The sequence below is a fragment of the Streptomyces sp. NPDC104096 genome (genome assembly GCF_055584385.1).
Window position 1 is genome coordinate 60536 of sequence record NZ_JBVJMD010000039.1, and the last position, 25760, is coordinate 86295.

Sequence of the window (25760 nt, forward strand, 5' to 3'; positions counted from 1 at the left end):
CCCGGAAGCCGGCGCTCCCCTGGCATGAAGGCATCGGTGCTGGCCGCCACGGCGGCGGTGCTCACCACAGGCGTCTTCGTGATGCTGCCCACCCACGCGGACGCCGCCGCCCCGGTGCGCGGTGACTTCGACAGGGACGGCACGTCCGACCTGATCTACCGCAACGTCGCGGGCCAGCTGTACCTCGACACGGGTTCGGCCGAGGTCATGGTCCTCGACTCGGACGTCGCCAAGGTCAAGGACGTACTGACCCCGGGCGACCTCGACCGGGACGGCTTCCAGGACGTGCTGACCCTCAGCGCGAGCGGCGTGCTGTACTTCCATTCCGGCGGCTACGCGCGCAGCCCCGGCGGCCTGGGCTCGTACAGTACGGTCGCGTCCGGCTGGCAGATCTACAACAAGGTCGTCGCCCCCGGGGACCTCAACGGCGACGGCAAGGCGGACCTGCTGGCCCGTACTCCGGCCGGCTCGCTCTACTACTACCCCGGCAAGGGCACCGGCGCCTTCGGCACCCGTGTGCTGGTCGGCACCGGCTGGCAGCAGTACGACGAGCTGATCGGCGCCGGTGACCTGACCGGCGACGGCGTCGGCGACCTCCTGGCCCGCACTCCGGCAGGCGTCCTCTACCGCTACCCCGGCAAGAAGGGGGGCACCTTCGGGACCCGGGTCAAGGACCCGAGGACCGAGTGGGCGTCGTACAACCAGATCATCGGCGGCGGCGACTGGGACGGCAACGGCAGGACCGACCTGCTGGCCAGGGACTTCTCCGGCGCCCTGTGGTTCTACCCGGGCGACGGCAAGGGCACCTTCGGCACCCGGTCCGCCCGCAGCAAGGGCTGGGGCAAGGTCACGCAGTTCGCGGGAGCCGGCGACAACCCGCACTTCGGCAAGTTCGGGACCATGGCCCGTACGACGGCCGGCAGCCTCTACAGCTACGAGGTCACCGGCACCGGCACACTGACCGGCAAGCTTCTGGTCGGCGAGGCCTGGCCGTCCGCCACCACCCGCCTCGCGTACGCCTCCTCGCTCCGTCAGAACGGCCTCGCCGACCTGGTCGTCCAGTCCGTCAGCAGCGGCAGGCTGACCAACCCGGCGTTCTACGCGCTCTCGGACCCCCAACTCGCCACCGGCTCCACCTCCTACAACCGGGTCATCGGCCCCGGTGATGTCACCGGCGACGGCAAGGGCGACCTGCTGGCCGTGAGCACCTCCGGCACGCTCTACCTCTACGCGGGCGACAACTCCGGCACCTCCGTGGGCTCCCGCGTGACGGTCAGCACCGGCTGGCAGCGCTACAACGCCGTCGTCGGCGCGGGCGACTTCACCGGCGACGGCCGTCCCGACCTGATGGCCCGGGACACCTCCGGCGTCCTGTGGCGCTACGCCGGCACCGGCAGCGCGTCCGCCCCCTTCTCGGCCCGGGTGAAGGTCGGCACCGGCTGGCAGCAGTACAAGAAGGTGTTCTCACCCGGCGACGCCAACGGCGACGGCAAGGCCGACCTCATGGCCACGAACTCCTCCGGCGCCCTGTACTTCTACGCCGGCACCGGCACCGGCAGCTTCAAGAGCCGCGTCACAAAGGCCACCGCCGGCTGGAGCACCTGGGCCGACCTGCTGTGAGCTCTGCTCTGCCGGGTTCTCTTTCCCGGCAGAGCACTCGGATATCACAGAGCCGCAGCACTGTGCGCCGATACTCAGTGCACCCGGCCCGCCGAGCCGCCGACCACGGCAACATCGAAGCCGCGAGAACCCGTTTGGCGAATCACGGCGGCCTCTGCTAATTTCGCGGAGGCCGTGCGAGAGAACGAGGAGGTGGTACCCGTGAACACAGTATCGACATGGGTGCTCTCCTTCGGGGTCACGGTCGGGCGATAGGTCGTCGTCCGGGAGCGCCGTTCCAGTGCACTCCCGAAAGGCACGACCATGCATTTCACTTCTGAACAGCGTCTCGACCACAACATTCTCGAGCGCCGATTCACCCTCGATGAGATCCCCGGCATCCTGTGGACGCCGGAATCCGCGTCCGCGTCCGCACCGGTTCCGCTGATCCTGCTCGGCCACCCCCCGCTCGGACTGCAGAGGATGTATCCCCGGCTGGCGGCCCGGGCTCAGCAGGCCGCGGCGGACGGCTTCGCCGCGGCCACCATCGAGCTCCCCGGGAGCGGTGAACGCCCCCGGTGGGCCGCCGTCGACCAGGCCCGCGCCGACCTGCGCCGAGCGATGGAAGACGGCACGCCGGTCAGCGACGAGATCATCGACGCCCTCGTCCTGCCGCTCGTCGACAAGGCGGTCCCGGAATGGCAGGCCGCCATGGACGCCCTCCTGTCGCTGCCCGAGATCGGCGGCCCGGTCGGCTACTCGGGCGGGGTGATCTCCATCGGCGTCCGCCTTGCGGCGGTCGAGCCGCGCATCGTGGCCGCCGGCCTCTTCGCCGGGAGCCTCGTGCCTCGCGTCATGTTCGAGGAGGCCCGCCAGGTCACCGTTCCGCTGCACGTCCTGCTGCAGTGGGACGACGAAGGCAACGACCGGCAGGCGGCCCTGGACCTGTTCGACGCCTTCGGCTCCAAGGAGAAGACGCTGCACGCCAATATGGGCGGACACACCGGCGTCCCACACTTCGCGGGGGAGGACGCGGCCGGGTTCTTCGCCCGGCACCTGAAGTAGGACCGGACCACCAGGCCACCGGCAGACGGTGGGCCGCGTCGGCCGGGATGCTGCCCGTCGGGGGCAGCGTCCCGGCGCTCCACCGTCGTTGAAGCCCGTGGACGGGCACGAGGAAGAGCAGCGCGACCCTGCCGTCACCGGCGTGAGCGCGGCCGCTGGGGCAGTGCTGAGACCGGCGCTCCAGAGTGCGGGATCCGGTCTCACCCGTCGGCAGCGTGAACACCTGAGCGCGGCGACGGGTGCCACAACAGGCAACATCCGCCCTGCCGGTGGGTACTGTGCCGACGTGGCGGATGAGGAGGACAGCGGGAACGGCTCGATCCGGCGACGTCCATGGGGCCTCATGTGGGACCTGGTGGTGGAGACCGTCCTGCTGGAACTCGGCGGCCTCGCCCTCTTCGGGATCGTCGTCCTGTTGGCGTGGCCGTTCGGCTGGCTGCCCGACTCCGGTCTCGCCGCGTTGAGTTCGGGCATGCTTGTGACCTGGCCCGCGCTCTGGCCTGCGGTTGAGTTGTACCGTGCGGGGCCGCCCCGACGGCTTGCCGTTGTTGCCGCTGTCCTTGCGCTGGCAACGGTGACACTGCTCGTGGCTGCAGCAGCGAACTGGGCCCTTCCAGCATCGGCTGACTCAGAGGTCGGTGTCTTCATCGGCTACCTGGTCGCGACACCCGTCGGTGCGGCTGTGTTCGCGTGGCGCATCAACAGGGCGAACGCTGTCTGATGCGGCACTGGGCTGTGGACAGCGTCAGCTGCTTCGTGGCGACCCGGACACCCTGAAGCGTCGGCCTCAGTAACGACCGGTCGGCCGCGGCGACCTTGGCCGGCCTGGACCACCCACCCGCAACCCCGGTCCGCACCTGGCGGCCCCACAGCCACCGCCGGACGGGAATCGACCCCACCGCCACGCAAGAGCGGGGCCGGGCACGCGCGCCCCGCTTCCTGGCTCGCGCTGCCCATCCCCCTCTCCCCCGGTGCCCCTTCCCGGCCGCCGCCGTTGCCGATCAGGCGGACTTGTGGCGGGCACCGCCCTCGATGTGGATCGTCTCGCCGGAGACGAAGCCCGCGCGCAGGAGCCACATCACCGTGTCGACGACGTCGTCGGCCTCGCCGTGGCGTCCGACGAAGGTCCCGTCGGCGCTCTTGCCCAGCAAGGCGGTCTTCCTGTCACCGAGGCGATCCCATGCGCCCGAGTCCACGACACCGGGCGAGACGGCATTGACCCGTACCGGCGCCAGATCGGCCGCCAGGTGGCGCGCGGCGTACTCGACCGCACCGTTCGTGACGCCCTTGACGAGTGATCCCCGCCCAGGGCGCCAGCCGACCACACCGGAGAACAGCACCATCGACCCGGTCGGCCGCAGGACCGACGCGAAGTGCTTCGCCACCAGCATCGGGCCGACCACCTTCGCCGTGAACGCGGCCAGCAGCCTGTCGCGATCCAGCTCGGCGGCGCGAACATCGTGCGGCGCCGAACCCGTCGTCACGATGTGGTCGATACCGTCCTTCAGCCGTTCCGCCGCGGCCGCGAGCGTCGACTCGTCCTGCAGATCGACCCGCACCGCTGTGGCGCCGATCTCGCCCGCCAGCGCTTCGGCCGCGGCCAGGTCGCGGGCACCGACGACAACGTCGTACCCGTCCTTCGCCGCACGTCTCGCGACGGCCGCGCCGAGCGCCCGCGCACCGCCGATGACCAGGATCCGTTCCATGTGTCTCCACTCCCTCTCGTAGGATCGGGCACCACGGTATGGATTTGATACCGGTATCTTCAACGGAACTGGGAGCAGCCATGGGCAAGGCGTACAACGTGATGGCGGCGACCTGCCCGAGCCGCACGGTGCTGCACCGTATCGGCGCCCGCTGGACCGTGTTCGTCGTCAACGCCCTCGACGACGGGCCTCGTCGCTTCGGTGAACTGAAGGGGCACATCCAGGGCATCACTCCGAAGGTCCTCACCGAAACCCTGCGCTCCCTGGAAGCCGACGGTCTGATCAGTCGTCACGACTACGCGGAGAACCCGCCCCGCGTGGAGTACGCCCTGACACCGCTGGGCCGTTCTCTGCTCGTCCCGCTCCGCGCCGTACGGCTCTGGGCCGAAGAACACGTCCCGGACATCGAGGCGGCCCGATCCCGCCGGCCGACTCCCTGACCCTTGGCTCCCTCTTCCTCCTGAAGGAGGGGGATGTCTACGGCTCACGCTGTGGAGGGCACCACGGGGAAACTCACTCGCCCTGCTCACGTCCAGGAAGAGACCCTACGGGCATGGAGTTCCTCTGCTACCACCGCGACCGGCCGGGCTCCCTGCCGCTGCGCGACGAACTGCTGGAAGACCACTGGTCCTACATGGACCGGTACGCGAAGGAGATGATCGCCCGGGGCCCGACCCTCGCCGACGACGGCGACACCCCCACCGGAAGCGTGCACATCGTCGACCTGCCCGGTCCCGCCGCCGCCCGCGCGTTCGCCTTCGACGAGCCGAACTACCAGGCCGGTGCCTACCGGGACGTGCTGCTGCGACGGTGGCGCAACGTGCTGGGGCGCACCATGTGGGACTTCCCCGGCGGCCGGAATGGCGGCAACCGATATCTGGTGCTCGGCCTCGGCACAGGGCGGGCCGCCGATCTCGCGGTACCGTCCGACCGGGACGAGCTGATCGCCTACGGGCCGCTGCTGTCCGACGACGGCACCACCTGGCTGGGCACGGCGGTGCTGCTGCGGGCACCGGACCCGCAGACGGCACGCGCCGTCCTGACCCCGGACCGGTACGCCGACATCGAGGTGCACAACTGGCAGTTCGGCGGGCGGCCCGCATGAGCGAGGACGCCCAGGCGGACGTCGCCTCGGCAGCATGCGGCCCGCCCGGAGTCGATGTTGAGAAGATAAGGCGCGGACCGGCACTCTCGATGGCGTGACCGTCTGCCGCATGGAGTGTCCATGTGTCCGGCTGGTCCGACGGCTTCCGACGGAAAGTGGTAAGGCTGCGATGAGTGAACTGACAAAGCCCGAGGTCGACGTTCCGGAGGGTGACGCCCCTACCGAGTTGACCATCCGGGACCTGGTCGTCGGTGACGGGGCCGAGGTCAAGCCGGGCATGGTGGTCAGGGTCCACTATGTCGGGGTGACTTTCGAGTCCGGGAAGGAGTTCGACGCCTCCTGGGATCGGGGTCAGCCGTTCAAGTTCGCCCTGGGCGGTGGCAAGGTCATCAAGGGCTGGGACCGTGGAGTGAGGGGGATGAAGGTCGGCGGTCGGCGCGAGATCGTCGTTCCTCCGCGTCTCGGATACGGCAATCAGTCGCCCTCGCCGTTGATCCCGCCGGGCTCGACCCTGGTCTTCGTGGTGGACCTGCTGGACTCGTATTCCAGCACGACCGGGTGGAGCAACGCCTAGTTCCGTGACCGCGTAGGTTCGCCGGGGTCGGGTCGGGTCGGGTTGGGTTGGGCCGAGTCGCCTTCAAAGGTCGGACTCTGGCCAGAGCCCGGTGTCAGACCCTCCCGATAACGTGTCGGCCACCAGATCCGACTCCACTTCGGGAGAACCATCGTGGACATCCTGCTCATCGCCGGCTTGTGGCTCGACGGGTCCGCCTGGGACGACGTCGTGCCGGAACTCACCGCGCTCGGCCACCGTCCCGTGCCGCTCACGCTCCCGGGCCAGGGCGACGGCGCCGCCTCCGCGACGCTTGACGACCAGCTGGAAGCAGTGCTTGCCGCGGTCGACGCGGCGCCCGGAAAGCCGCTGGTGGTAGGGCATTCCGCAGCGTCGACCCTGGCCTGGATGGCCGCCGACGGGCGACCGGAGAAGGTGGCCAAGGTCGCCCTGATCGGCGGCTTCCCCACCACCGACGGACAGGCCTACGCCGATTACTTCGCGATCGAGGACGGCGCCATGCCCTTCCCGGGCTGGGATCCCTTCGAGGGAGCGGACGCCGCCGACCTGGACCAGCAGACCCGCGACCGCTTCGCCTCCGCCGCGGTTCCTGTCCCCGAAGCGGTCGCCAAGGGAGTCGTACGCCTGACCGACGAGCGACGCTTCGACGTCCCCGTCGTGGTCGTCTGCCCCGAGTTCACCCCTGCCCAGGCCAAGGAGTGCATCGCCGCCGGCGACAGTCCTGAGCTCGCTCGCGCTACCCACCTCGAGTACGTGGACCTCGACTCGGGCCACTGGCCGATGGCCACCCGCCCCCGCGAACTCGCCCGCGTCCTGGCGGAGGCCGCCACCTCCTAGTCGTGCCAGGTGGGACGGTCAGGCCACCGCCGACACCGGCCGAGCGCCGAGCGCCGAGCGCCGACCGCCGACCGCCGACCGCCGACCGCCGACCGCCGACCGCCGACCGCCCCAGCGGATGCTCTTCTCGCCGCGTCGACCAGTCACACGAAAGCCAACGAGTCAGTGGGTGGCGTCAGCACGGTCAGCACCGGCGATGCCACCACGCCAACCCCGGATCCGCCATGGGCTCGTGGTGCGTTCGCCTGAGTGACACCCCGTCCAGGCGTTCGACCTGTTTCCGCAGTTCGGCGGCGGCTCTCGGCGGCAGCATGGACAGTGCCTCTTGCAGCCTGTCCCGGGCCCAGCCTTCACCGCAGCACGGGCAGGTGCACTCGGCTTGCGCACCCAGGCCGCGCCGGACGTGGCTTCCGTCACCGCCTGTTCGTGCAACCGCCCGCCCCCTCCTCGCGTCGGTCAGTACGATCATCGAATGCGAGCGTGGGCTCGTGGCCGTTGGGGGGCGGGGATGGACGACGACAACGCCGTTACGCACAGAGTGACTTGGCGGTGGATGCGGGTCGCGGCCTGGGGGGCCGCGTCCGCCCTGGTGCTCGGCGGCTGCGGTTTCGCAGACCATGGCGAGGCGGCCGCGCCGAGCTCTACGGCGCCTTCGGGATCCGCCGCCGCGACCGCCTCCGGCTCCCCCTCGGGCGCCGAGTCCGCGGGCTCCGCCAAGAGCGACGCGCCGTCACCGACACCGTTCCGGGCGGACCCCGCCAAGGTGCCCAGGACCAAGAGCCGGGCCGAGGCGCTGGCTACGGCCGTAGCGCTGCAACCGCAGGGATGGGGCGCGGATTTCCGGGCGCAGCGGCCTGCCGTGAGTACTCCGGGCACCGTCGCCGTGCTGGACGGGCAGTGCCGGTGGGAGCGGCACGAGCTGCCCCACGACGTCCTGGCCTCCCTCTCCCGCTACAGCGAGATTCCCGCCGCCGACGGCAGGGGCGAGCTGAAGGTGAGCGCGGCGGTCACCGTGCACACCACCGTCCGCGACGCCGACGAGCGGCTGGCCACCACCTTGGAGGAGCCGCTGCGGTGCAGGCAGCAGGAGGTCCGGACGGACGAGTGGATCTCCAAGCTCATGTCGACCGCCAGTCCCTACGGTCAGGGCAACAACGACTACGCCGACGACCAGGTCGTGGAGATCGGCAAATACCTCACCGGGAAGAGCGAGCAGACCTACGGCTGGTACGTCACCCGGCTCGGCACGGTGACCCTGTCGGTGTCGGTGAAGGGCGCAAAGGGCTACTCGGACCACGAGTTGACCACGTACGCGTCGAACGCCAACGCCGCGATGCTCACCCGTCTGGAGTCCGAGCTCGGAGGTAACAGCTGATGGAGCCGCTGCGTTCGTCGGATCCCGCGCGTATCGCGGACCATCGTCTGCTCGGGCGGCTGGGCGCCGGGGGCATGGGCGTGGTGTACCTGGCGCGCTCGCCGGGCGGCGCGCTGGTGGCGCTGAAGGTGTTGCTCGCCGAGTACGCGGAGGAGCCGGGTTTCAAGGAGCGGTTCCGCCGCGAGGTCGAGGTCGCCCGGCGGGTCGACAGTCCCTGGGTGGTGCCGCTGGTGGACGCCGACCCGGGCGCCGAGGCTCCGTGGCTGGCGACGGCGTTCGTGCCCGGACCGTCGCTGGCCGAGGCGGTGACCGCGTACGGGCCGCTGTCCGAGCGCGGGCTGCGGCTGCTCGGCGCCCGGCTGGCGGAGGCGCTGGGCGAGGTGCACCGGGCCGGGCTGGTCCACCGGGACCTGAAGCCGGGCAATGTGCTGCTCGCCCATGACGGGCCGCGGCTCATCGACTTCGGCATCGCCCGCGCGCCGGAGGACCGGACGCTCACGGCGACCGGGGTCGTGGTCGGCACACCCGGCTATCTCTCTCCCGAGCAGGCCGAAGGGCGGGGCGGGGACGGCATCGGCCCCGCGAGCGACGTGTTCTCCCTCGGCTGCGCCCTGGCGTTCGCGGCGACCGGCCGGGCGCCGTTCGGCAGTGGAGCGGTCGACGCCCTGCTGTTCCGGGCCGTCCACGACCCGGCGGACCTCGAAGGCGTACCGGTATGGCTGCACGAGGTGCTGGACCGCTGTCTGGAGAAGGATCCCGCCCGGCGGCCGGACGTCGGCGAGCTGGTGCGGGAGCTGACGGCCGACGGCGCCGCCCGGAGCGAAGGCGCATCGGGGGCCGCACCACAGGACGAAGGGCCGGAGGGGTGGCTGCCCGAGCCGGTCGCTCGGCTGATCGCCGAGCGCTCGGCCGCCGCGCTGGCGCTGCCGGACATCGAGGACACGCTGGCACCGTCCGACGCGCCGGTTACCGCGGACCCGGCGGAGCCCGACACCCGTGAGACGTCCGGGCCTGCGGAGGCGGAGGACTCCCGCCCGGCCGGCCGACGGCGTTTCCTGCTCCTCGCCGGCGGGGCCGTGGCGCTGGCGGCGGGCGGGGGCGGCGCCTGGTGGGCGGCCGCCCGCGACAACGGCCCGGACGGCGACAGCGCCGCGTCCCCTCGCCGGCCGGTGCACACTCTCGCGCTGCACGGCGACCTCAGTGGCCCGCGGCGGGAGACGGGCCGGGCCCAGGAGCGCGGACTGCGGCTCGCGGTCGAGGAGTTCAACGCGCGTGGCGACGCCCCGTTCACCGTGAAGGTCGAGACCGTCGACGACGGGGGTGATCCGGTGGCCTCGGCCCGGCTCGCCGCGCGGCTCACCGACACTCCGTCGGTCCTCGGCGTGGTCGGTCCGACCACCGACGAGACCGCGCAGGCGGCGCTCGCCGAGTACGATGCCGGGCTGTTGCCGGTCGTCGGCGTGTCCCCCGGCGCGACCGCCCTGTCCTACCAGGGGTTCCGCTCGTTCCTCAACGCACGGCTGCCCGACGCCGTGCTGCCCGTCTATGCGTGCAACTACCTGCGCGGCACGGCTCGATCACGCAAGATCGGTATCGTCGTCGACCGCCCGGCCGGCGCCTACGGGACGACGCTGGCCAGTTCCCTCGCCAACTACCTCAACAGCATCCAGTACCCGTCCGTGCCGGACGTGGTGAGCGCGATGCGCCACGACTTCGGCAGCGCGGTGGACACGGTGCTCTCCGCCGGCGCCGATTCCGTGTTCTTCGCCGGTCTGCCCGACCGGGCGGCGCTGATCGCCGCGACGCTCCGGGAACGCGCCTTCGCGGGTGCGCGGGTCTCGGGCCCGGCGCTGCTGGACGAACAGTTCCTGAAGCAGGCACGGGAGGGGGCCGAGGGCTGGACGATGGTGGCCACGGTCATCGACGCGAGCCGCAAACCCGAGGCGCGGAAGTTCGCCGCCGCCTACCGCGCGCGCTTCGAGGAGGCGCCGCCCCGGTACGCGGCGGAGGCCTACGACATAACCGGGATGCTGCTCAAGGCGCTGGCCGGGCTGCCGCCGAAGAGCCGCACCCGGCAGAACCTGCTCGCGGCCCTCCGGGGCGGAACGTACACGGGCATCACCAAGTCGTTCGCCTTCGACAAGTACGGCGCCACGGTCATCGACGGCACCGGCGGTTTCCTCTGGCGGGTGGCCGGCGGTGCCTTCGTGTACGACGGCCCCGCGCCGCTGACCGCCTGATGGAGCCGCTGCGGGCCGGCGACCCGTCCCGGATCGGCCGTTACCGTCTGCTTCGGCGGCTGGGCGCCGGCGGCATGGGCGTGGTCTTCCTGGCCCGGGCGCCGGGCGGGGCGATCGCCGCGCTGAAGACGGTCCGTTCCTCGTACGCCGACGAGAGCGGATTCCGGGCCCGTTTCCGCCGTGAGGTCGAGGCCGCCCGGCAGGTCGTCAGCCGCTGGGTGGTCCCGCTGCTGGACGCGGACGCCGACGCGGAGACACCGTGGCTGGCGACGTCGTACGTGCCGGGACCCTCGCTCGCCGAAGCGGTCGGCACCTTCGGGCCGCTGCCGCCCGCTTCCGTTCGGATGCTGGGCGTGCGGCTCGCGGAGGCGCTGGAGGCGGTGCACGCAGCCGGTCTCGTCCACCGCGACGTGAAGCCGGGGAACATCCTCCTGGCCCCGGACGGGCCGCGGCTCATCGACTTCGGCATCGCCCGCGCGCCGGATGCCACGGCGCTCACCTCCAGCGGCATGATCGTCGGCTCCCCCGGCTTCCTGTCGCCCGAGCAGGCGCGGGCGCGAGGCGGCGGGATCGGTCCGCCCAGCGACGTGTTCTCGCTGGGCTGCGTGCTGGCGTTCACCGCGACCGGGGTACGGCCGTTCGGCGGCGGCGCGGCGGCGGGGGTGCTGCTGCGCACGGTGTACGAGGAGCCCGATCCGGCGGCGCTCCCGGACGCTCTGGCACCCCTGCTGAGAGCCTGCCTGCACAAGGATCCGGCCGACCGCCCGAGCCTCGCGCTCCTGCGTGCGACCCTCGCGGAGGGAACGGCAGCCGACTCGGGTCCACCGTCCGGCTGGCTGCCCGCGCCGGTCACCCGGCTGATCAACGACAGGTCCGCCGCCGTACTCACCATCGGCTCGATCGAGCCGACCCAGGTCTCGGCGTCCGCGCCGTCGGACATCGCGAGCACGGTGAGCCCCGCGTCGCCGCAGGCCGCGACGCTGACCGCCGTCACCGCCACCCGCCCCACCCCGCGCACGGTCGGGCGGCGCGGCTTCCTGCGCCTGGGCTCGACGGCGGGACTCCTCGCGGCGGGCGGTGGCGGGGCCTGGTGGTGGAGCACCCGGGCGAAGCCGGGACCGTCGACACCGTCGGGCACCGGCCGTCCGCGCCCGGAACTGGTCGTGGCGTTCCACGGCGACCTGACCGGCGCCGGCAAGGAGAGCGGGAGGGCCCAGCTCAACGGCGCCCGGCTGGCCGTCGAACACCTCGCCGCGCACAGCGACCGCCCTTTCCGGCTGAAGCTGCGGACGTACGACGACGGCGGCGACACCGGGCGGGCCGAGGAGCTGGCCGCCCGGCTGGCGAAGGACACGGAGGTGCTCGCCGTGCTGGGCCCCACGACCGACGCCTGCTTCAGCGCCACAGAGAGGGCCTACACCGAGGCGGTGATGCCCGTCGTGTCCGTCTCGGTGGGCGCCGACACCCAGAGCGCGTCGTTCGGCTCGAACACCTTCCACTGTCATGCGGCGCTGCACGTCACGTACGGGCTTCTCGCCGCCCCCTGCGTCCGCTACCTCAGCAACCACGTCGATGCCCGGCGTGTGTTCCTCGTGGACGACCGGGCGCAGGGCGACTTCGCCTGGACCGTGTGCGACCAGGCCGAACGGGCGCTGCGCCAGGGCGGCCGGGACGTCACGGTGACCCGTGCGGCCGCCGGGAGGATCGACTACGCGTCGCTCGCCGCCGAGGTGCGGTCAGCCCGCGCGGACGCGGTCGTCTTCACCGGCGACGCGCCCCGGACCGCCGGGCTCGCGTCGGCACTGACCGCCGCCCGGTTCACCGGCACCCGGATGGCGACGGAACGCGCCCTCGACCCACGGTTCCTGAGATCGGCCGGCGCCGCGGCGAAGGACTGGGTCTTCGCCACCGCCTTCACCGACCCGACGGCCCGCGCCTCCGCCCACGCGTTCACGGCCGCCTACCGCGCCCGCTTCGGCACCACCCCCGGGTGGTACGCGGCGGAGGCCTACGACGCCGTGATGTTCCTGGCCCAGGCCTGCGACAAGAACGGCACCGCGCTCAGGGAGCGGGGCGCGATCGCCCGCCGGATGCCCGAGGTCACGTATTCCGGCATCACCCGTACGGTCAAGTACGAGTCGGGGTACGGCTACAACCACGCGGCGATGTTCGAGTTCCAGGTCGTCGACGGCGCGTTCCGGTACCTGGGGCAGTACCAGGAGGCCGTGGTGTCGTGAAGGGCATGGGCCACGCATCCGCGGGCAGCCCCGATGATCGCGCCGGGCGCGTTCCGCACGCACGCCACGGAGTCCGCCGGCCCGCGCCGAGCGACCGTCGTCGATCAGTGCGAGGCGGTCAGGGCGGCCAGGTAGTCGTCCAGGAGCTCGACCTGCCGCGGGGGCGGGAACTCCGCCGGGTCGAGCAGTGCCTGGACCACCAGCCCGAGGACGAAGGCCTGAGCTCCGGCGGCGATCTGGGCGGGGTCGCCGGGGGGCAGTTCGCCGAGTTCCTGGGCCGCGGCCACCCGCTCGGTCAGCCGCTCCCGGCCTTTCGCGTACTTGCGGGCGTAGTCGGTGCTCAGGGCGGGGTCGGAGAGCGCGGTGTCCCAGGAGGAGACCCAGATGCGGTTGCTGTCGGTGGCCTCGGGGGTCAGCGGCAGGATGTCCAGCAACGCGTCCCTGAGGGCGGCCAGACCTTCGCCCGTGTGACGGCGGGGGCGGGAGACGGTGCGCTGTTCGAGCAGGTCGAGGGCGTACTCCACCAGGGCCTGCTTGGTGGGGAAGTAGTGCGTGAGCAGGCCGGTGGTCGCTCCGAGTTCGGCCGCGACGGCCCGCAGGGTCAGGCCGGCGAAACCGCGGGTGGCCATGACCTGCCAGACCGCTGCGGAGACGTCGCGCCGGCGAGCCTCGTGATCTCCCTTGGTGCGTGGCATGCCGTCACGGTACATTGTCATAACGCTTGTTATGCAAATGGGGAGAGTCGCATGTTCTCGCTGTCACTGCGCGACGGGGCTCGCCTCGGTCCGCTGGAGGTCTGGCACGCCGAGGAGTTCGCCGACCACATGGACCGGGCCCGCGAGCACATTCGCCCCTGGGTCGGGCCCGCGTTCGTCACCGACGACGTGGACGGGGCGCGGGCCACGCTGAAGCGGTATGCCGAACGCCAGGCCGATGACGGTGCCCGTCTCTACGGCATCTGGCGGGACGGCCGCCTGGTCGGCGGCGTGATGTTCACCGCCTTCGACGCCGCCGCCGGCTCGTGCGAGATCGGCTGCTGGCTGGAGCCGTCCGCCGAGGGCCACGGCCTGGTCACGCAAGCGTGCGGCGCGTTGCTGGACTGGGCCTTCACGACCCGGGGGCTGCACCGGAGCGAATGGCACTGCCGGGCCGACAACGACCGCAGCTCGGCGGTGGCCAGGCGACTGGGCATGACGCTGGAGGGGGTGCGCCGCCAGGCATGGACGTACCAGGGCGTGCGCCACGACAAGCAGTTGTGGGCGGTCCTCGCTCCCGAGTGGCGAACCCCGGGCCGGTGACCGGCGGCGGTCCCGTCCGGCAGGAACGCCGTCGACCGGACAGGGCTGGACCCCCGGCCCCATTCCAGAGGGCCGAGGGTCCACAGCACGCGGTCGGCAGCCGTCGACTACCAGTCCCCGCGGCCGCCGCCGTAGTAGTCCCTGACCACCCGGAAGCTGCCCACGACGCCGTGGTGGATGTCGATGCCCTCGGTGCGACCCGGGTGCACGCCGTTGCTGGAGCTGTGGGGGCCGACGACGGCGACGGGGGCGCCGTTGTCGCAGACCGCACCGCGGAAGACCTCGACGGTCCGACGGGACTCGTTGGTGACGTTCAGGCTCCACGCGCCCAGGCCGCTGGCCACGGTGATGCAGTCGCCCGGGTAAGCGGAGTACGACCGCTCGTTGATGAAGATGCGGCCCTCCTCTCCCCGGTACCCGCCGCCGCCCCCGCGGCCTCCGTTGCCCCTGTCGCCTCCGTTGCCCCTGCCGCCGTCGTCACCCCTGCCGCCGTCGTCGCCCTCGTCGCCTCCGCCGTTGTTTCCGTTCTGCCCGTTGCCGCCGTCGACCAGGTCGGCGGCGGCCGGGGCCGCCTGGGGAGCCGGAGCCGCCTGGGGGGCCTTGGCCGCCTGAGGAACCGGGGCCACACGGGCGGCCGGGGCCGAGGCGGCCGGGTCGGAGGCCGCCGAGGCGTAGGTGATGCCGGTCGCGGCCAGAGCCGCGGCGGCGGTGACGGCGGCCGTGACCGCCTTGGAACGAAGCTTCATGTCGCTGTCTCCTGTTTCAGGGATGCCGACCCGTCAGCCGGCTTGCGAACGAACTTACCCACGGCCGACATATCGGTCATATCGAAAGATCAGCAGGAGAGAGCCAATCGGGGTATTTACACCCTTCCCTGAAGCCGACACGCGGTCATATCAGCGCCACAAGCAGCGGATTGACCTACGGTTAGCCCCTTAGGGGGATCTTTGAACGCCGACGACCACTCGATATCGGCGTGTCGCTGCATATGCGGTGAGGCGAGTCGTGATACGAGGAGGTCCTCTGTGTCGAACCCCGCCGGCCCGACGGGCAAGCGGGACATGTGTGCCGTACCTCGCGCAGGGACAGGTAGGCACGTAGGTATACCGGGCCTCGGCATCGTGCATAGGCAGGTCGGCTTTGCCGGTACCGGGCGTGATCGCGGACGCGGCTGCTGTCGAGAAGGGCGAGCCCTCTCCCGTCCCCTGTCTTCGAGCCGCTGAGCGGCTCGGCGCCGGGCCGGGAGACCGCCTGGTCATCGAGGATGCCCCGTCCGGGGTGCGATCCGGGTCGAGCGCCGGGATGACGGTACGGGGAGTGAACGCCACCGTCGCGGTCGCGGATGTGCACCGCCGTTTCGTCGGTCTGAGCGAGGCGGCTCCGCACATCCCGGCCTTCGCGTCCGGCCCTCGGGGGAATGCCGCGGCCCGAGTCCGTCCCTCAGCCAGTACCGGGCGACATGGAGATGATCTTCGTGTGGCCGGTCGATGCCGCGCAGGAGGGGACGCGCGCGGCGAGGGCCGTGTCGATGGCCCGCAGGTGGCGGGTGACCGGGCCGAAGGAGATCAGGCCGCCGCCGGCGCCGACGGACTCCGCTTCGGCCGCGGCCAGTTCGTCACGGGCACGGCGCAGGACCGGCAGGTGTCCGACGGACGCGGCGGCACGGGCGAGTACGCACCACAGCGCTTCCTGGAGGAGGTCGTGCGGTGGGCGGGGTACCTCGGTGAGTGCCCGGTGGGCCTGTTCGTCGGCGCCCGAGGCGGCCAGGAGCAGTGGGTCGAGCCAGGGCCGGTAGGGGCCGGGGTCCAGGTGTGCGAAGTCGTCGGGGTCGGGCAGGGTGTCACCCCGCATGACCGGGACCAGCGCGACGAGGACGCCGGCTCCCCGGGTGAGGCCGGGCATCCCGCAGTCGGCGGTTTCCGCCAGGACGCGGGAGTACTGGGTACGGGCGGCCGGCCAGCCGTCGGTCTCGCAGGTGCGCAGAGCTCGGTACCAGGCGGTGAACACCGCGGCGAGCGGTCGTTCGTTGCGGTGGGCGAGCCGGTCGATCTCCTCGGCCTGCGCGTCCGCCGCCGCGAGGTCGCCGAGTCCGGCGAGCGCCTGGAGGCGGATCAGGCGTCCCAGGACCTCGTGCCCGGGCAGCTGGTGGTCGGCTGCCAGCCGGGTCAGTTCGGTGCCGAGGGCGTCTCGGCGTGCGGCGGATCCGCAGGTGGCGAAGGACTGCATGAAGGCGCCGTTGAGGGCGAACGCGAGCAGCGCGGGGTCCTGGAGGCGGCGGGCGATGCGGACGGCCTCCTCGGCGGCGCGCTGTGCGCGCCGCCGCCACGGTTCGGCCGCGGGAGGTTCGGCCGCCCGGGGAAGTGCCGCGTCGGCGGCGGCGTCGCCGCGTGATTCGACCGCGACGACCGACAACAGCCGGGCCCGCAGGGCGGGCGGTCCGTCCGGGCCGAGCCGGGCGGCGGCACGCGCGGCGGTTCGGACGAGTTCGCCGGCGTCCGCGGGGTCGTCGGCGCGGCTCCACACGGCGGGGACGTCGTAGGAACCGATGATCCTGGCGGCCAGCTCGGTGTCGCCGGTCGTCTCGGCCGCCGCGACCAGGTCCCGGCGGTGTTCGCGTGCCTCTTCCAGGCCGTCGGCGCCGGTCACCGCGAGGTCGCGGAGCAGGCCGGCCGTGGCGTGCAGCCGGGCCCGGGACCGGGCGGGCACCGAACGGTCCCACGCGGCGGCCGTGCGGTCCCAGATGCTGTCCGCCGCTCCGGCCGGCTCGGACGCGGAGCCGGCGGTGTCGCTGAGGATGCGGGCTTCGGCACGTGCCAGGGCGGTCGCGCCGGCGGGGCCGTACGCGTCGGTGAGGGCCTGGCGGGCGCGGCGCAGCGTGTCCAGGGCTTCACCACGGCGGCCGGACCGGTGCAGCGCGGTCGCCAGCAGGACCCAGCCGTCCTCCCGGCCGGGATGCGCGGCGACGTGGGCGCGCAGGTCGGCGACCGCGTCGCGGGCGGCACCGGTGACCAGCAGGGCGTCGGCGCGCCGCTCGACGGCGTCGAGGCGCAGGGCCTCCAGCCGGGCCTGTTCCGCGGCGGCCCACGTGGCATCGGCGAAGTCGGCGAGGACCGGTCCTCGCCAGTGGGCGAGTGCCTCGTCCCACAGGGCTGCCGCCGCGTGCGGCGCGGCAGCGGCGGCCCGTGCGGCGGTGTCCTCGAACCGCCGGGCGTCGACCGTGTCGCGTCCGGCGCGCAGGGCGTACCCGGGGCCGTCGGTGACCAGCAGCCGGGACGGCCGACGCGGCGGGCGTGCGGGTTCCAGGGCACGGCGCAGGGCCGCGACGAAGGTGCGGACCGCGCCGACGGCGCCGGCCGGGGGTTCTTCCTCCCACAGGTCGGCCACGAGCCGGCCGACGGGCACCACCCGGCCCCGGGCGATCAGGAGCCGGCCCAGCACCTCGCGGTGGCGGGGCGCGCCGAGCGCGAGGGGCGTGCCGTCGGGGTCCCAGGCGGCGACCGGTCCCAGCAGTCCGAACTCCACGCCCACGGCATCGTCCCTTCGCGGGCGGCGCCGTCCCCGGGTGCCGCGTGTCCACTCATCGATCGCTGATCCGGGGCCCGCAACCTGGGTGCCGTCCCCGGACGCCCCGGTCCGCCGAGGCCGGAGGTCCGGGATGTCCACTCTGCCACGAGCCACAGGAGTCGCTGTGACACACCCGAGCATTCCCGGATTCACCGAGCACCGCGTGCCGGTCGGTGACGGCGTCACGCTGAACGCCGCCGTCGGCGGCACCGGCAGCCCCCTCGTCCTGCTGCACGGTTTCCCGCAGACCCACCTGATGTGGCGGCACGTCGCCGCCGACCTCGCCGCCGACCACACCGTCATCTGTCCCGACCTGCGCGGCTACGGCGCCAGCGACAAGCCCGCCGAGAACGGGCCGGGGACCTACTCGAAGCGCACCATGGGCCGTGACATCGTCCGTCTCGCCGCCGGACTGGGACACGACCGCTTCACCCTGGCCGGCCACGACCGCGGCGCCCTGGTCGCCTTCCGCGCCGCGATGGACCACCCGCGGGCCGTGTCCCACGCCCTGTTCCTCGACGTCCTGCCGACCCTCGACATGTGGGACGCCCTGCACGGGGTGACCGCCGCGGTCGGCTTCCACCTCTACCTCATGGCCCAGCCCCCGGGCCTGCCGGAGCGGATGATCGAGGCATCCGCCGACGCCTTCTTCTCCTGCTTCCTCGACGCCTGGACCAACGCCCCGGACGCGATCCCCGCCGACGTCCGCGACCACTACCTCGCCGCGTCCGCCGCGGCCGTACCCTCCATCGTCGCCGACTACCGCGCCTCGGCCGGCGTCGACGTGGACCACGACACCGTCGACAAGGAGGCGGGCAACCGGCTGGCCATGCCGGTCACCGTCCTCCAGCAGGACTGGGGCGCGGCCCTCGGCTACCACGCCCAGGGGTTGTGGAGCGCCTGGTCCGACGACCTCCGCCACCGCACGGTCTCGTGCGGCCACTTCATGGCCGAGGAGGACCCCAAGCTGATCGCCGAGGAGATCCGGGCCCTCGCACAGCGCTGACATCCGGCCCGTGCCGCCTCCGCTTCCCGGTCCTGGTCGGGGAAACGGAGCCTCGGAGGGTGTCCGATGGGGCAGCTCGGCGGGTGAAGGCGGTGCCTGTGGCGGACCCGCAGTCGGGGTCGAACCGACCCGAACCCGCTACGAGGTCTGATCAGAGTTCGGTGGTCCAGATTCCGGCGGGGTGCTCGCTCGGTGGCAGCCACAGTCGAGGCTGTGACTCGCGATGCCTTTCCTGAGCCCGGTCCTCCCAGTGGAAGCGGTGATTCACGTCGGGCCACGCGACCTGGAGCACGGGGAAGGGAGGCCGCCGGTAGAACCCGATGGCCCGTCCGAAGAAGATCCGGTACCAGCGGAGATCCACCTGCCTGAGCGCGACTTGGTGACCATCGGCGACGTCCGGATGCGTCTGGCCGTCAGCCAGTACCGCGCCCGCGGCGGACTTCGCTCCGAGCCCGTTGAGCATGCGGTGCATGGCGTGGACTTCGAGTCCGAACATGGCGAGTTCGGGTGCCCCGTGAGTGTGTGAGAGGCCGATCGTGTAGGCGAATCCAGGACCGATCTCGTCCTCCGGAACCATCACTACGTGCCATCCGTGCCGCTGCACGTTCTCCATGATCGTCAGATCCACGCGGTCCGCTTCGTCACGGTCACCGTAGTCATGACAAAGGACGCAACGGCACTGGAACGGATCATCAGTCATGCGCGGAGGCTACGGGGCGAGCGTGTGAGCCAGGCGGCCGGGGTCGGCGACCACCATGGCGATCGAACGACATCGCGGGTCGCCGCCACGAGGAAGGCCCTCGACCGGGATCGTGGTCGAGGGCCGTCCTCGGCCCCGCACGGGCTACGGTGACGGGTCGCCGCCCGGCCGGACCCGGCGGTTGGTCACGAAGACGTGCACGGCGCTCCGCGTGGGAGGTTCAGCAGTCTTCTTGCCGTGTGCGAGCATCACGCCACGTCGCTGAGGCCGATCGCGTTCCCGTCGGGGTACGCGTCTGCGGTGCCCGTGCGGCCGAGTTCGTCCAGGCCCGGGATCGGGTCGCCGTAGGGCGAGTGCGTCGGGTGGCGCAGCAGCTCGAGGATGCGGCGTTCGACGGCCTCGCTCATCACGTTCTCCCAGCGGCAGGCCTCGGCGTCGGCCTGTTCCCGCGTCAGCCCGATGACGTCGGCGAGCAGGCACTCGGCGAGCCGGTGCTTGCGCATCACGCGTGTGGCGGCCTGCCGGCCCGCCTGCGTCAGCTCCAGGTGCCGGTCGGCGGCGATGTGCAGCAGGCCGACGCGTTCCATGCGGGCGACGGTCTGGCTGACGGTGGGGCCGCTGTGGTGCAGGCGTTCGGCGATGCGGGCGCGTAGCGGGACCGTGCCTTCGTCCTCGAGCTCCAGGATGGTGCGCAGATACCTCTTGGTGGTGCCGGTGAGGTGGGTCATGCGGTGCGTCAGGCAGAGGTTTCGGCGGTGGCGGTCATCACCGCGCGGCCCAGGATGTGGCCGGCCATGGTGAAGCCGAGGACGGCCGGGGTGGCATCGGCCGCGACGCCGATGGATGCGACGTCGAGTGCGTGCACCACGATGAAGTAGCGGTGCGGGCCGTGTCCGGCGGGCGGGGCGGCGCCGACGAAGCGGGCGGCGCGGGCGTCGTTGGGCAGCTGGAAGGCGCCTGCGGGCAGGCCCGAGCCGGTGTCGTCGCCGGCCCCCTCGGGCAGCTCGGTGACGGTGGCGGGGATGTCGGCGACCGCCCAGTGCCAGAACCCGGACCCGGTGGGGGCGTCGGGGTCGTAGACGGTGACGGCGTAGCTCTGGGTGCCGCGCGGGGCGCCGCTCCATGACAGCTGCGGGGAGACGTCCTTGCCGCCGGGGACGCCGAAGATGCCGGAGAACTGCTCGGGCGCCCAGGCGGCTCCGTCGGTGACGGTGGTGCTGGTGACGGTGAAGGACGCCGCCTCGGGGAGACGGGCGAAGGGGTCGTTGGCACTCATCGCGTTGTTCCTCTCGGGCCGTGCTGCGGGATGGCGGTGACGCGGCCGACGAAAGGGCACACGGAGGTACCCGCGGAGGTGCCGCAGTCGCCCTCCATCAGCCATACGATCGACCATAGCATCAATAATCGATTATTTATCGGATCGTCTATGCTGACGACTGTGACTCAGACGGCCCACACCCCGACCCCGCCGGCGAAGCAGATGCTCTCCGAGCAGGTCTACGCACACCTACGGGACGCGATCATGGGCGGGCACCACGCCCCCGGCGACGCCCTCAAACCGCAGGACCTCGCCAAACAGCAGGGCGTGAGCCTGGCCGTCGTGCGCGAGGCGCTCGTACGGCTGGTCGGCGAGGGCCTCGCCGACCGGCTGCCCAACCGCGGCTTCGCCGTCCCGGCCGTCTCCGACCGCCGCTGGCAGGACATCGCCGAAGCCCGCCGGACCATCGAACCGGTCGTGCTGCGCATGTCCATCGAGCGCGGCGACGTCGACTGGGAGGCCCGCGTACGAGCCGCCCATCACCGCCTGGCCCGCACTCCGGCATACGCGCCGGACGAGGGCGCGTACTACAGCAGTGCGTGGTCCGAAGCCCACCGGGTCTTCCACCGCACCCTGCTGGAGGGCTGCGGCAACCCCGTTCTGCTGGAGACCTTCGACCGGACCTGGACCGCGAGCGAGCTGGCCCGCCGCTGGTCGTCACACCGTCGGCCCGGCCGGGACCACGTCGGCGAGCACCGCCGACTGGAAGAGGCAGCGCTCGCCCGCGACGCCGACACCGCAGCCGAAGTACTCGTCCAGCACCTCACCCTGACCGCGGCCGGACTGACCGAATGCGCCCACCCCGAAACCGCGAAGGGAACCTGACCCGCCTCGCCCCCGCCGAGGGCGTCGAGGCGCGGCAGACGCCGAGCCCTACGCCGGTGCACGATGGCGGCTACCTGTGGCCCAGCACGTTGACCACCCGCCCGTTGGGGTCACGGACGAAGAACCGGCGCACTCCCCACTCCTCGTCCCGCAGCGGGTGCACGATCTCCGCACCGCTGTCGCGCATGATCGCGTAGGCCACGTCCACGTCGTCCACCTCGATGCTGACATCGGGCACGACCGGTGCAGTCTTGTCGCTGGTCATGACGCTGATCTGCGCCGCCGGGGCGGACGGGGAGGCCAGCGTCATGATCCACCCGTGGTTCATGACCTCCTCGAAACCCAGCAGGCCGTAGAAGTCCCTGCTCTCCCGCGCGGCGTCGGACTGGATATTGGGCACGACACGGCGAACAGCCATCGACGCCTCCAAGCAAGGACGAACGGATCTCCGAGCCACTCCAGGAGTACTACGGCGCACCCGTCACCGCACACGCTTTCGCAACCCGCCCTCGTGCCCGATCGAGCGACGTTCGCTCTGTTCACCGGAGTCCTCCGTGCGGACACCCCGTCCCTCGCGTCGAATCCGTGCGGTCACAGCACCGTCCAGGGGGCTCCCGACAACTCGGATCGCATCTGCGCTTCGTGGCCGCTCAGCGACAGTCCGGCCGCCACGGTCCTCGCCCCGGCGACCTATGCGGCCAGAGCACCAAGGCCGTTGGTGTCAGGCTCGGGAAAAACCGGTGGGCCCGTGCTCCGTCCGGCAGCACCGGCCCGCATCCTGCCCGGAGGATGGATGCAGCGGGCCGGCTCGGCAGCCCGCCCGAGGCGGATGATTCCTGCTCCGGCCGGCCCCGGGCGGCTGTCCCCCCTGCCACCGCACCTGCCGCCCTCTCACACCCTGCGCACTGCGTACAGCGGTTCATGAGGTCCGACACCGCCGTCCCCGCCGGAGGAACACCCGACGGGAAGGATCCACAGGCTCAGGGGTCAGCGGCGGCCGCGCGCGAGGAGGGCCGCATGCGGCAGCGTCAGCAGACCCTCCTCGTCGGCGAACTCCGCGCTCAGCAGATCGAAGTGACGCTTGATCTCGGCGCGGACGGCTGGTGTCTGGCTCTGCACCAGCTGCCCGCCGAACGCCACGCCGCCCGCGGGACCGCTCCACCACTCGTCGGCGCCCGCGCGATGGTCCCAGCGCAAGGTCTCGCACGTCGCCTCGCGCAGCCCCGCCGCGTCCATCAGCCCTCGCAGGCCGCTCTCGTCGCGGGGGAAATCGTCCTCGGCAGCCAGTCCTGCGGGCAGGTGCGGTGGACGCACCGCGCCCCCGGCCTGGATCGCACGGCCGATCAACGTCTGTCCCGGCGCCGGTGGCGCCGCCCATATCGTCACCGCGATCCAGCCGCCGGGCCTGACGACACGGCGCAGTTCAGCCAGCGCCACTTGGGGCCGACCGACATGGTTGAGAACGAAGTTGGCCACGACGGCGTCGAATTCCGCGTCGGCGAAGGGAAGCTCGGGCAGACAAGCCACCCGCACGTCAGCCGCAGGTGCGGCCCTGACGGCCAGCTCGACCATGGTCGGCTCCGCGTCCACCGCTGTCACCGTCGCGCCCCGGGCACACGCGGCAGCAGCGACCGTACCCGGCCCGGTCCCCACGTCCAGCAGCCGAACCCCCGGCCCGACACCGACTGCATCGAGCAGCGGCGGCACCGGATGGGCGCACAGCTTGGCGAAGCTCGCGGCATAAGCGGCCGCCCGGCCCGCCCAGATCAGCCGCTCACTCTCATCGAACGTCGTCACCGTCACCGGCGCCCTCCCCGAACTCGCCCAACACCGATGGATCGTCACGACCCTAACCCACCGTCTGATCAGCACGAACGGCTCACCCACAGGCACACAGCAGAGTCGATCCCCGTCGCGGGGCGTCACCGAATTTCTCGCCGCGGGCGCGCACTTCACCGTCAGCGGCACCGACTTCCCCGTCCGTGCGTACGACCATCCCGTTCAGTGCTCGGGGGTCCGCTCCGCGGGCGGGGGCGTGCGGCTGTAGTGCGCTCCCCAGGTGCCGTAACAGGTGAGATGGAGGGTCTCACCGTCGATCTCGATCTCGGCCGGCGGAGGGTTGGAAAAAGAGATCCGCGGACGGGCGTAGCGGTGGCCCTCGATGAAGAGCGGCTTCCGGAGACCGTTGCAGCCGTCCGCCCGTTCCTGGGCCCGCTCATGGGTCCACGGATTCTGCAGGGTCCGCGGGGCGGCCGGGTCATGGTCGTGACCGTTGAGGCTGCGCACCAGAGCTTCGCCGTAGACACCCTTGACCCGGAAGTTCTCCAAGTCGTCCGCGCGCACCACCATGTTGACGTACCGGCGGCCGTTGCCCCGGTGCCGGCCCACCGCATGCCAGCGACCCCAGCCAGGATCCCAGCGGACAGGCGGGATCCACAGCAGGGTGCCTGCGCGGAAGTGTTTCGTGCCGTGCTGGATCTCGAGGCCGCTCTCGCCGTGCGCGGTCTCCCGCGCCACGTTGGCCACCAGGCACCACCCCAGCAGCCCCTCCGGCGCCTCTTCCCCGGTGGGTCCCGTGTCTGTCACGCCGGGAATTGTGAGGCACGGGACGGGACACGAGCCAGCGCTTATCCACTGAGCCGACGCGATCACCTCCGCCACCGCGGCCTCGCCGAAGACCCCACACATCGTCTTCGCCGATCACAGTGAAAGGACCGCGTCGGCGAACCATGAACCGTCCGTTGCGCAGAGGCTCGATCGATCCGGCCTGCAAGGTCCAGGGATAGCTGGTGGAGCTGCTGAAAAGCAGGGTGAAGTGGCTGGTGAACGGATACAGCCGCCGGAGTCGTGGCTGAGCGGCGGCAGCCTCCAGCAGCAAGACGATGCCCGGATACGGGCGTTCGGGCGACCGTATCCGGTGCACTGCGTGTCTCCACTGCCAGGCGAGCCGAATGGACCGCCGATGAGCCTCGACGACGTCAGCCGGTCCGCGACCGCGTGCCGCAGTCATGTCCGGCAGAACTGGTCTTGGAGGCAGGGGCAACTGCCGATCGCAGGTCCCGTCGTTCGCGTCCACGGTCATACGGGAGTTCTCCTGGTACTCGCCTGTCAGTTTCCCGCCGCTGTCCACCAGCCACACGCCGCGGATCGCCTCGGGGGCACATAGCCGTTCGGATCGTCGAATGGAGAGCAGGCAGTTACCGGAGCGTCGGCCGACAACCGTTCATCCCGGATCGCAGCTGTCGCGACAGCCGTCGCTCGGCCGAATCTCCCGGTCGTACGGTGGCTCGCCAAGCGCATGAATGAGACGATTCGCTATTTCACCGACAGTAAAGTCCCATCCGGTCAGGCGCTGTCCGCTCCAGTTGATCCCTACCCGGAAGTCGTCCTTGGCCAGATCCGGCAAAGCCGCGCTTCGCCAATGATCCAGCGGCATCGCAACGGCTCGAAATCGAGGACCCCATAGCTGAGCGGCGCGCTGCGCACGGGTCTCCGACGACCAATAGGGGAAAGCCGGTTGCCCGGAACTTGAGACCGGGGTCGGACTGCCGGCGTCATCTCGAACCCACCAAACGGTACGGGTTCGAGCGATCTCACGGAAGAAGGCCGCTGTCTGAGCCCCGCTTACGCTCACCAGAATCCACCTAGATCGCCCGACTTGAGCACTCTCGAGAGCGGCACCGGACAGTCCGGTGCCGGGCGCGTACGCAGCCTCAACAACCGGGCAGGAGCCTACGGTATCCGCCTGACTTCATGGGCACGTGATCCTCTGGGCGCCGTGGTGCGACGGCTTGCCCACGGTCCGCGGTAGTCGGCATCAGGCGACGGACGAGACGCCGGCCGACGCTCGCCGCCACGAGAGGTTCCGGGAGCCGGGAGGTCACGTCGATCATCACCCGCCGATCGGCAATGACCTCCACGTCCGGCCAACTGGCCGCGTACACCGGCCGACTCGCCCGGACCAGATGCCCTCTTGCAGGCGCGCACCGGGCCTCAGGGCCGACCGGGCATGCCGTGGCGGCCGTGGAGGTTGCCGGCTCCACGGGTGGTGTCATGGCCGCGGGCGGCCATGGCGGCGGCGCAGGCGAGGAGCGTGGCGATGACTCCGGTGATGAGGTTGCTGGTGATGGAGCGCGTGTGGGCGACGTCGCCGGCGACGACCCAGGGGGCGACGCAGGTCCAGATGCCGATGACGGCGGCGGCCCAGGCCATGGAGTGGGTGCGTTCGTAGGAGTTGCCGAGACCGCCCAGGAGCAGCATGTAGGCGATGCCGGCGATGAGGTTGGTGACGGCGAGGGTGGTGAAGCCGTT

At 71.7% G+C, this 25760-nt stretch carries 25 protein-coding genes and 3 pseudogenes; 14 read left to right on the forward strand and 14 right to left on the reverse strand.

The features are described from left to right. The first annotated feature begins 24 nt into the window (after positions 1-24). The 3 genes from ACZ60B_RS30390 to ACZ60B_RS30400 all read left to right on the forward strand — a co-directional run bounded on the left by ACZ60B_RS30390 (position 25) and on the right by ACZ60B_RS30400 (position 3385). On the forward strand, positions 25-1620 hold the full coding sequence (locus ACZ60B_RS30390) for an FG-GAP repeat domain-containing protein (protein WP_469392527.1): 1596 nt from the start codon (positions 25-27) through the stop codon (positions 1618-1620). Positions 1621-1923: 303 nt separating this feature from the next. Beyond that, entirely contained in the window at positions 1924-2664 is a 741-nt protein-coding gene (locus ACZ60B_RS30395) for a dienelactone hydrolase family protein (protein ID WP_469392529.1), read from the forward strand. Between the two features lie 286 nt (positions 2665-2950). Beyond that, complete coding sequence (locus ACZ60B_RS30400; protein ID WP_469392531.1) at positions 2951-3385, forward strand: hypothetical protein; 435 nt, start codon at positions 2951-2953, stop codon at positions 3383-3385. Positions 3386-3665: 280 nt separating this feature from the next. Here the strand turns inward: ACZ60B_RS30400 and ACZ60B_RS30405 are convergent, their stop codons facing one another. Further along, on the reverse strand, positions 3666-4370 hold the full coding sequence (locus tag ACZ60B_RS30405) for an SDR family oxidoreductase (protein ID WP_469392533.1): 705 nt from the start codon (positions 4368-4370) through the stop codon (positions 3666-3668). Between the two features lie 80 nt (positions 4371-4450). Between ACZ60B_RS30405 and ACZ60B_RS30410 the strand changes: the two genes are divergently transcribed. The 7 genes from ACZ60B_RS30410 (at position 4451) to ACZ60B_RS30440 (ending at position 12738) form a co-directional block, all read left to right on the forward strand. Then, entirely contained in the window at positions 4451-4810 is a 360-nt protein-coding gene (locus ACZ60B_RS30410; RefSeq protein WP_469392536.1) for a winged helix-turn-helix transcriptional regulator, read from the forward strand. A 113-nt stretch (positions 4811-4923) separates the two neighbouring features. Beyond that, the gene (locus tag ACZ60B_RS30415) at positions 4924-5475 is read left to right on the forward strand and encodes a YciI family protein (RefSeq protein WP_469392538.1); all 552 of its coding nucleotides are present in this window, start codon (positions 4924-4926) and stop codon (positions 5473-5475) included. A 169-nt stretch (positions 5476-5644) separates the two neighbouring features. Continuing rightward, positions 5645-6049 carry an FKBP-type peptidyl-prolyl cis-trans isomerase gene (locus tag ACZ60B_RS30420; RefSeq protein WP_469392540.1) on the forward strand — a complete coding sequence of 135 codons (405 nt, stop codon included), beginning with the start codon at positions 5645-5647 and terminating at the stop codon, positions 6047-6049. A gap of 153 nt (positions 6050-6202) precedes the next feature. Continuing rightward, complete coding sequence (locus ACZ60B_RS30425) at positions 6203-6886, forward strand: alpha/beta fold hydrolase (RefSeq protein WP_469392542.1); 684 nt, start codon at positions 6203-6205, stop codon at positions 6884-6886. Between the two features lie 553 nt (positions 6887-7439). After that, a complete protein-coding gene (locus ACZ60B_RS30430) occupies positions 7440-8261 on the forward strand; it encodes a hypothetical protein (RefSeq protein ID WP_469392544.1) in 822 nt (273 codons plus the stop codon). Continuing rightward, positions 8261-10501, forward strand: coding sequence for a bifunctional serine/threonine-protein kinase/ABC transporter substrate-binding protein (locus ACZ60B_RS30435; protein ID WP_469392546.1), 2241 nt, complete (start codon positions 8261-8263; stop codon positions 10499-10501). Before ACZ60B_RS30430 ends, ACZ60B_RS30435 begins: the two co-directional genes overlap by 1 nt. Beyond that, positions 10501-12738 carry a bifunctional serine/threonine-protein kinase/ABC transporter substrate-binding protein gene (locus tag ACZ60B_RS30440; protein ID WP_469392548.1) on the forward strand — a complete coding sequence of 746 codons (2238 nt, stop codon included), beginning with the start codon at positions 10501-10503 and terminating at the stop codon, positions 12736-12738. The genes ACZ60B_RS30435 and ACZ60B_RS30440 overlap by 1 nt, the downstream gene beginning before the upstream one ends. 104 nt (positions 12739-12842) lie before the next feature. Here the strand turns inward: ACZ60B_RS30440 and ACZ60B_RS30445 are convergent, their stop codons facing one another. Continuing rightward, a complete protein-coding gene (locus tag ACZ60B_RS30445) occupies positions 12843-13433 on the reverse strand; it encodes a TetR/AcrR family transcriptional regulator (RefSeq protein WP_469392550.1) in 591 nt (196 codons plus the stop codon). A gap of 51 nt (positions 13434-13484) precedes the next feature. Between ACZ60B_RS30445 and ACZ60B_RS30450 the strand changes: the two genes are divergently transcribed. Continuing rightward, a complete protein-coding gene (locus ACZ60B_RS30450) occupies positions 13485-14036 on the forward strand; it encodes a GNAT family N-acetyltransferase (RefSeq protein ID WP_469392552.1) in 552 nt (183 codons plus the stop codon). A gap of 107 nt (positions 14037-14143) precedes the next feature. Here ACZ60B_RS30450 and ACZ60B_RS30455 read toward each other — a convergent pair whose 3' ends face one another. After that, positions 14144-14782 carry a hypothetical protein gene (locus ACZ60B_RS30455; protein ID WP_469392554.1) on the reverse strand — a complete coding sequence of 213 codons (639 nt, stop codon included), beginning with the start codon at positions 14780-14782 and terminating at the stop codon, positions 14144-14146. Between the two features lie 385 nt (positions 14783-15167). On the opposite strand from ACZ60B_RS30455, the pseudogene ACZ60B_RS30460 reads away from it, so the two are divergent. Further along, positions 15168-15443, forward strand: a pseudogene (locus ACZ60B_RS30460) (HAD family hydrolase); the annotation flags it as partial. A 33-nt stretch (positions 15444-15476) separates the two neighbouring features. On the opposite strand, the gene ACZ60B_RS30465 reads toward ACZ60B_RS30460, so the two are convergent. After that, complete coding sequence (locus tag ACZ60B_RS30465) at positions 15477-17564, reverse strand: BTAD domain-containing putative transcriptional regulator (RefSeq protein WP_469392556.1); 2088 nt, start codon at positions 17562-17564, stop codon at positions 15477-15479. Positions 17565-17691: 127 nt separating this feature from the next. On the opposite strand from ACZ60B_RS30465, the gene ACZ60B_RS30470 reads away from it, so the two are divergent. Further along, entirely contained in the window at positions 17692-18606 is a 915-nt protein-coding gene (locus ACZ60B_RS30470; RefSeq protein ID WP_469392558.1) for an alpha/beta hydrolase, read from the forward strand. A 151-nt stretch (positions 18607-18757) separates the two neighbouring features. Here ACZ60B_RS30470 and ACZ60B_RS30475 read toward each other — a convergent pair whose 3' ends face one another. From ACZ60B_RS30475 to ACZ60B_RS30485, 3 genes and pseudogenes are all read right to left on the reverse strand, one after another. Continuing rightward, the gene (locus ACZ60B_RS30475) at positions 18758-19306 is read right to left on the reverse strand and encodes a DUF4262 domain-containing protein (RefSeq protein WP_469392560.1); all 549 of its coding nucleotides are present in this window, start codon (positions 19304-19306) and stop codon (positions 18758-18760) included. Positions 19307-19560: 254 nt separating this feature from the next. Further along, positions 19561-20034 (reverse strand): annotated as a pseudogene (locus ACZ60B_RS30480) (metal-dependent transcriptional regulator); the annotation flags it as partial. An 8-nt stretch (positions 20035-20042) separates the two neighbouring features. After that, the gene (locus ACZ60B_RS30485; protein WP_469392562.1) at positions 20043-20582 is read right to left on the reverse strand and encodes a YbhB/YbcL family Raf kinase inhibitor-like protein; all 540 of its coding nucleotides are present in this window, start codon (positions 20580-20582) and stop codon (positions 20043-20045) included. 162 nt (positions 20583-20744) lie between these two features. On the opposite strand from ACZ60B_RS30485, the gene ACZ60B_RS30490 reads away from it, so the two are divergent. After that, a complete protein-coding gene (locus ACZ60B_RS30490) occupies positions 20745-21449 on the forward strand; it encodes a GntR family transcriptional regulator (protein WP_469392565.1) in 705 nt (234 codons plus the stop codon). Between the two features lie 70 nt (positions 21450-21519). Here ACZ60B_RS30490 and ACZ60B_RS30495 read toward each other — a convergent pair whose 3' ends face one another. From ACZ60B_RS30495 to ACZ60B_RS30525, 7 genes and pseudogenes are all read right to left on the reverse strand, one after another. Then, positions 21520-21867, reverse strand: a complete 348-nt coding sequence (locus ACZ60B_RS30495; protein ID WP_469392567.1) for a VOC family protein — start codon at positions 21865-21867, stop codon at positions 21520-21522. A gap of 569 nt (positions 21868-22436) precedes the next feature. Beyond that, positions 22437-23246, reverse strand: coding sequence for a class I SAM-dependent methyltransferase (locus ACZ60B_RS30500; RefSeq protein ID WP_469392584.1), 810 nt, complete (start codon positions 23244-23246; stop codon positions 22437-22439). A gap of 204 nt (positions 23247-23450) precedes the next feature. After that, on the reverse strand, positions 23451-24035 hold the full coding sequence (locus tag ACZ60B_RS30505) for a hypothetical protein (protein ID WP_469392569.1): 585 nt from the start codon (positions 24033-24035) through the stop codon (positions 23451-23453). Between the two features lie 115 nt (positions 24036-24150). Beyond that, positions 24151-24531 (reverse strand): annotated as a pseudogene (locus ACZ60B_RS30510) (DUF6193 family natural product biosynthesis protein); the annotation flags it as partial. Between the two features lie 141 nt (positions 24532-24672). Next, positions 24673-25083, reverse strand: a complete 411-nt coding sequence (locus ACZ60B_RS30515; protein WP_469392574.1) for a DUF2750 domain-containing protein — start codon at positions 25081-25083, stop codon at positions 24673-24675. Between the two features lie 79 nt (positions 25084-25162). After that, the gene (locus ACZ60B_RS30520; protein ID WP_469392576.1) at positions 25163-25504 is read right to left on the reverse strand and encodes a DUF6928 family protein; all 342 of its coding nucleotides are present in this window, start codon (positions 25502-25504) and stop codon (positions 25163-25165) included. Further along, positions 25443-25760, reverse strand: a 318-nt coding sequence (locus tag ACZ60B_RS30525) for an SPW repeat protein (RefSeq protein ID WP_469392578.1), incomplete at its 5' end; no start/stop codon positions are given. The genes ACZ60B_RS30520 and ACZ60B_RS30525, both read right to left, overlap by 62 nt.

Coding starts and splice junctions, on each gene's coding strand:
- ACZ60B_RS30440 (WP_469392548.1), top strand. CDS start 10,501: ATGGAGCCGCTGCGGGCCGGCGACCCGTCCCGGATCGGCCGTTACCGT.
- ACZ60B_RS30420 (WP_469392540.1), top strand. CDS start 5,645: ATGAGTGAACTGACAAAGCCCGAGGTCGACGTTCCGGAGGGTGACGCC.
- ACZ60B_RS30390 (WP_469392527.1), top strand. CDS start 25: ATGAAGGCATCGGTGCTGGCCGCCACGGCGGCGGTGCTCACCACAGGC.
- ACZ60B_RS30435 (WP_469392546.1), top strand. CDS start 8,261: ATGGAGCCGCTGCGTTCGTCGGATCCCGCGCGTATCGCGGACCATCGT.
- ACZ60B_RS30405 (WP_469392533.1), bottom strand. CDS start 4,370: ATGGAACGGATCCTGGTCATCGGCGGTGCGCGGGCGCTCGGCGCGGCC.
- ACZ60B_RS30475 (WP_469392560.1), bottom strand. CDS start 19,306: ATGACTGATGATCCGTTCCAGTGCCGTTGCGTCCTTTGTCATGACTAC.
- ACZ60B_RS30495 (WP_469392567.1), bottom strand. CDS start 21,867: ATGGCTGTTCGCCGTGTCGTGCCCAATATCCAGTCCGACGCCGCGCGG.
- ACZ60B_RS30395 (WP_469392529.1), top strand. CDS start 1,924: ATGCATTTCACTTCTGAACAGCGTCTCGACCACAACATTCTCGAGCGC.
- ACZ60B_RS30445 (WP_469392550.1), bottom strand. CDS start 13,433: ATGCCACGCACCAAGGGAGATCACGAGGCTCGCCGGCGCGACGTCTCC.
- ACZ60B_RS30450 (WP_469392552.1), top strand. CDS start 13,485: ATGTTCTCGCTGTCACTGCGCGACGGGGCTCGCCTCGGTCCGCTGGAG.
- ACZ60B_RS30485 (WP_469392562.1), bottom strand. CDS start 20,582: ATGAGTGCCAACGACCCCTTCGCCCGTCTCCCCGAGGCGGCGTCCTTC.
- ACZ60B_RS30410 (WP_469392536.1), top strand. CDS start 4,451: ATGGGCAAGGCGTACAACGTGATGGCGGCGACCTGCCCGAGCCGCACG.
- ACZ60B_RS30430 (WP_469392544.1), top strand. CDS start 7,440: ATGCGGGTCGCGGCCTGGGGGGCCGCGTCCGCCCTGGTGCTCGGCGGC.
- ACZ60B_RS30470 (WP_469392558.1), top strand. CDS start 17,692: ATGTCCACTCTGCCACGAGCCACAGGAGTCGCTGTGACACACCCGAGC.
- ACZ60B_RS30520 (WP_469392576.1), bottom strand. CDS start 25,504: ATGACACCACCCGTGGAGCCGGCAACCTCCACGGCCGCCACGGCATGC.
- ACZ60B_RS30415 (WP_469392538.1), top strand. CDS start 4,924: ATGGAGTTCCTCTGCTACCACCGCGACCGGCCGGGCTCCCTGCCGCTG.
- ACZ60B_RS30455 (WP_469392554.1), bottom strand. CDS start 14,782: ATGAAGCTTCGTTCCAAGGCGGTCACGGCCGCCGTCACCGCCGCCGCG.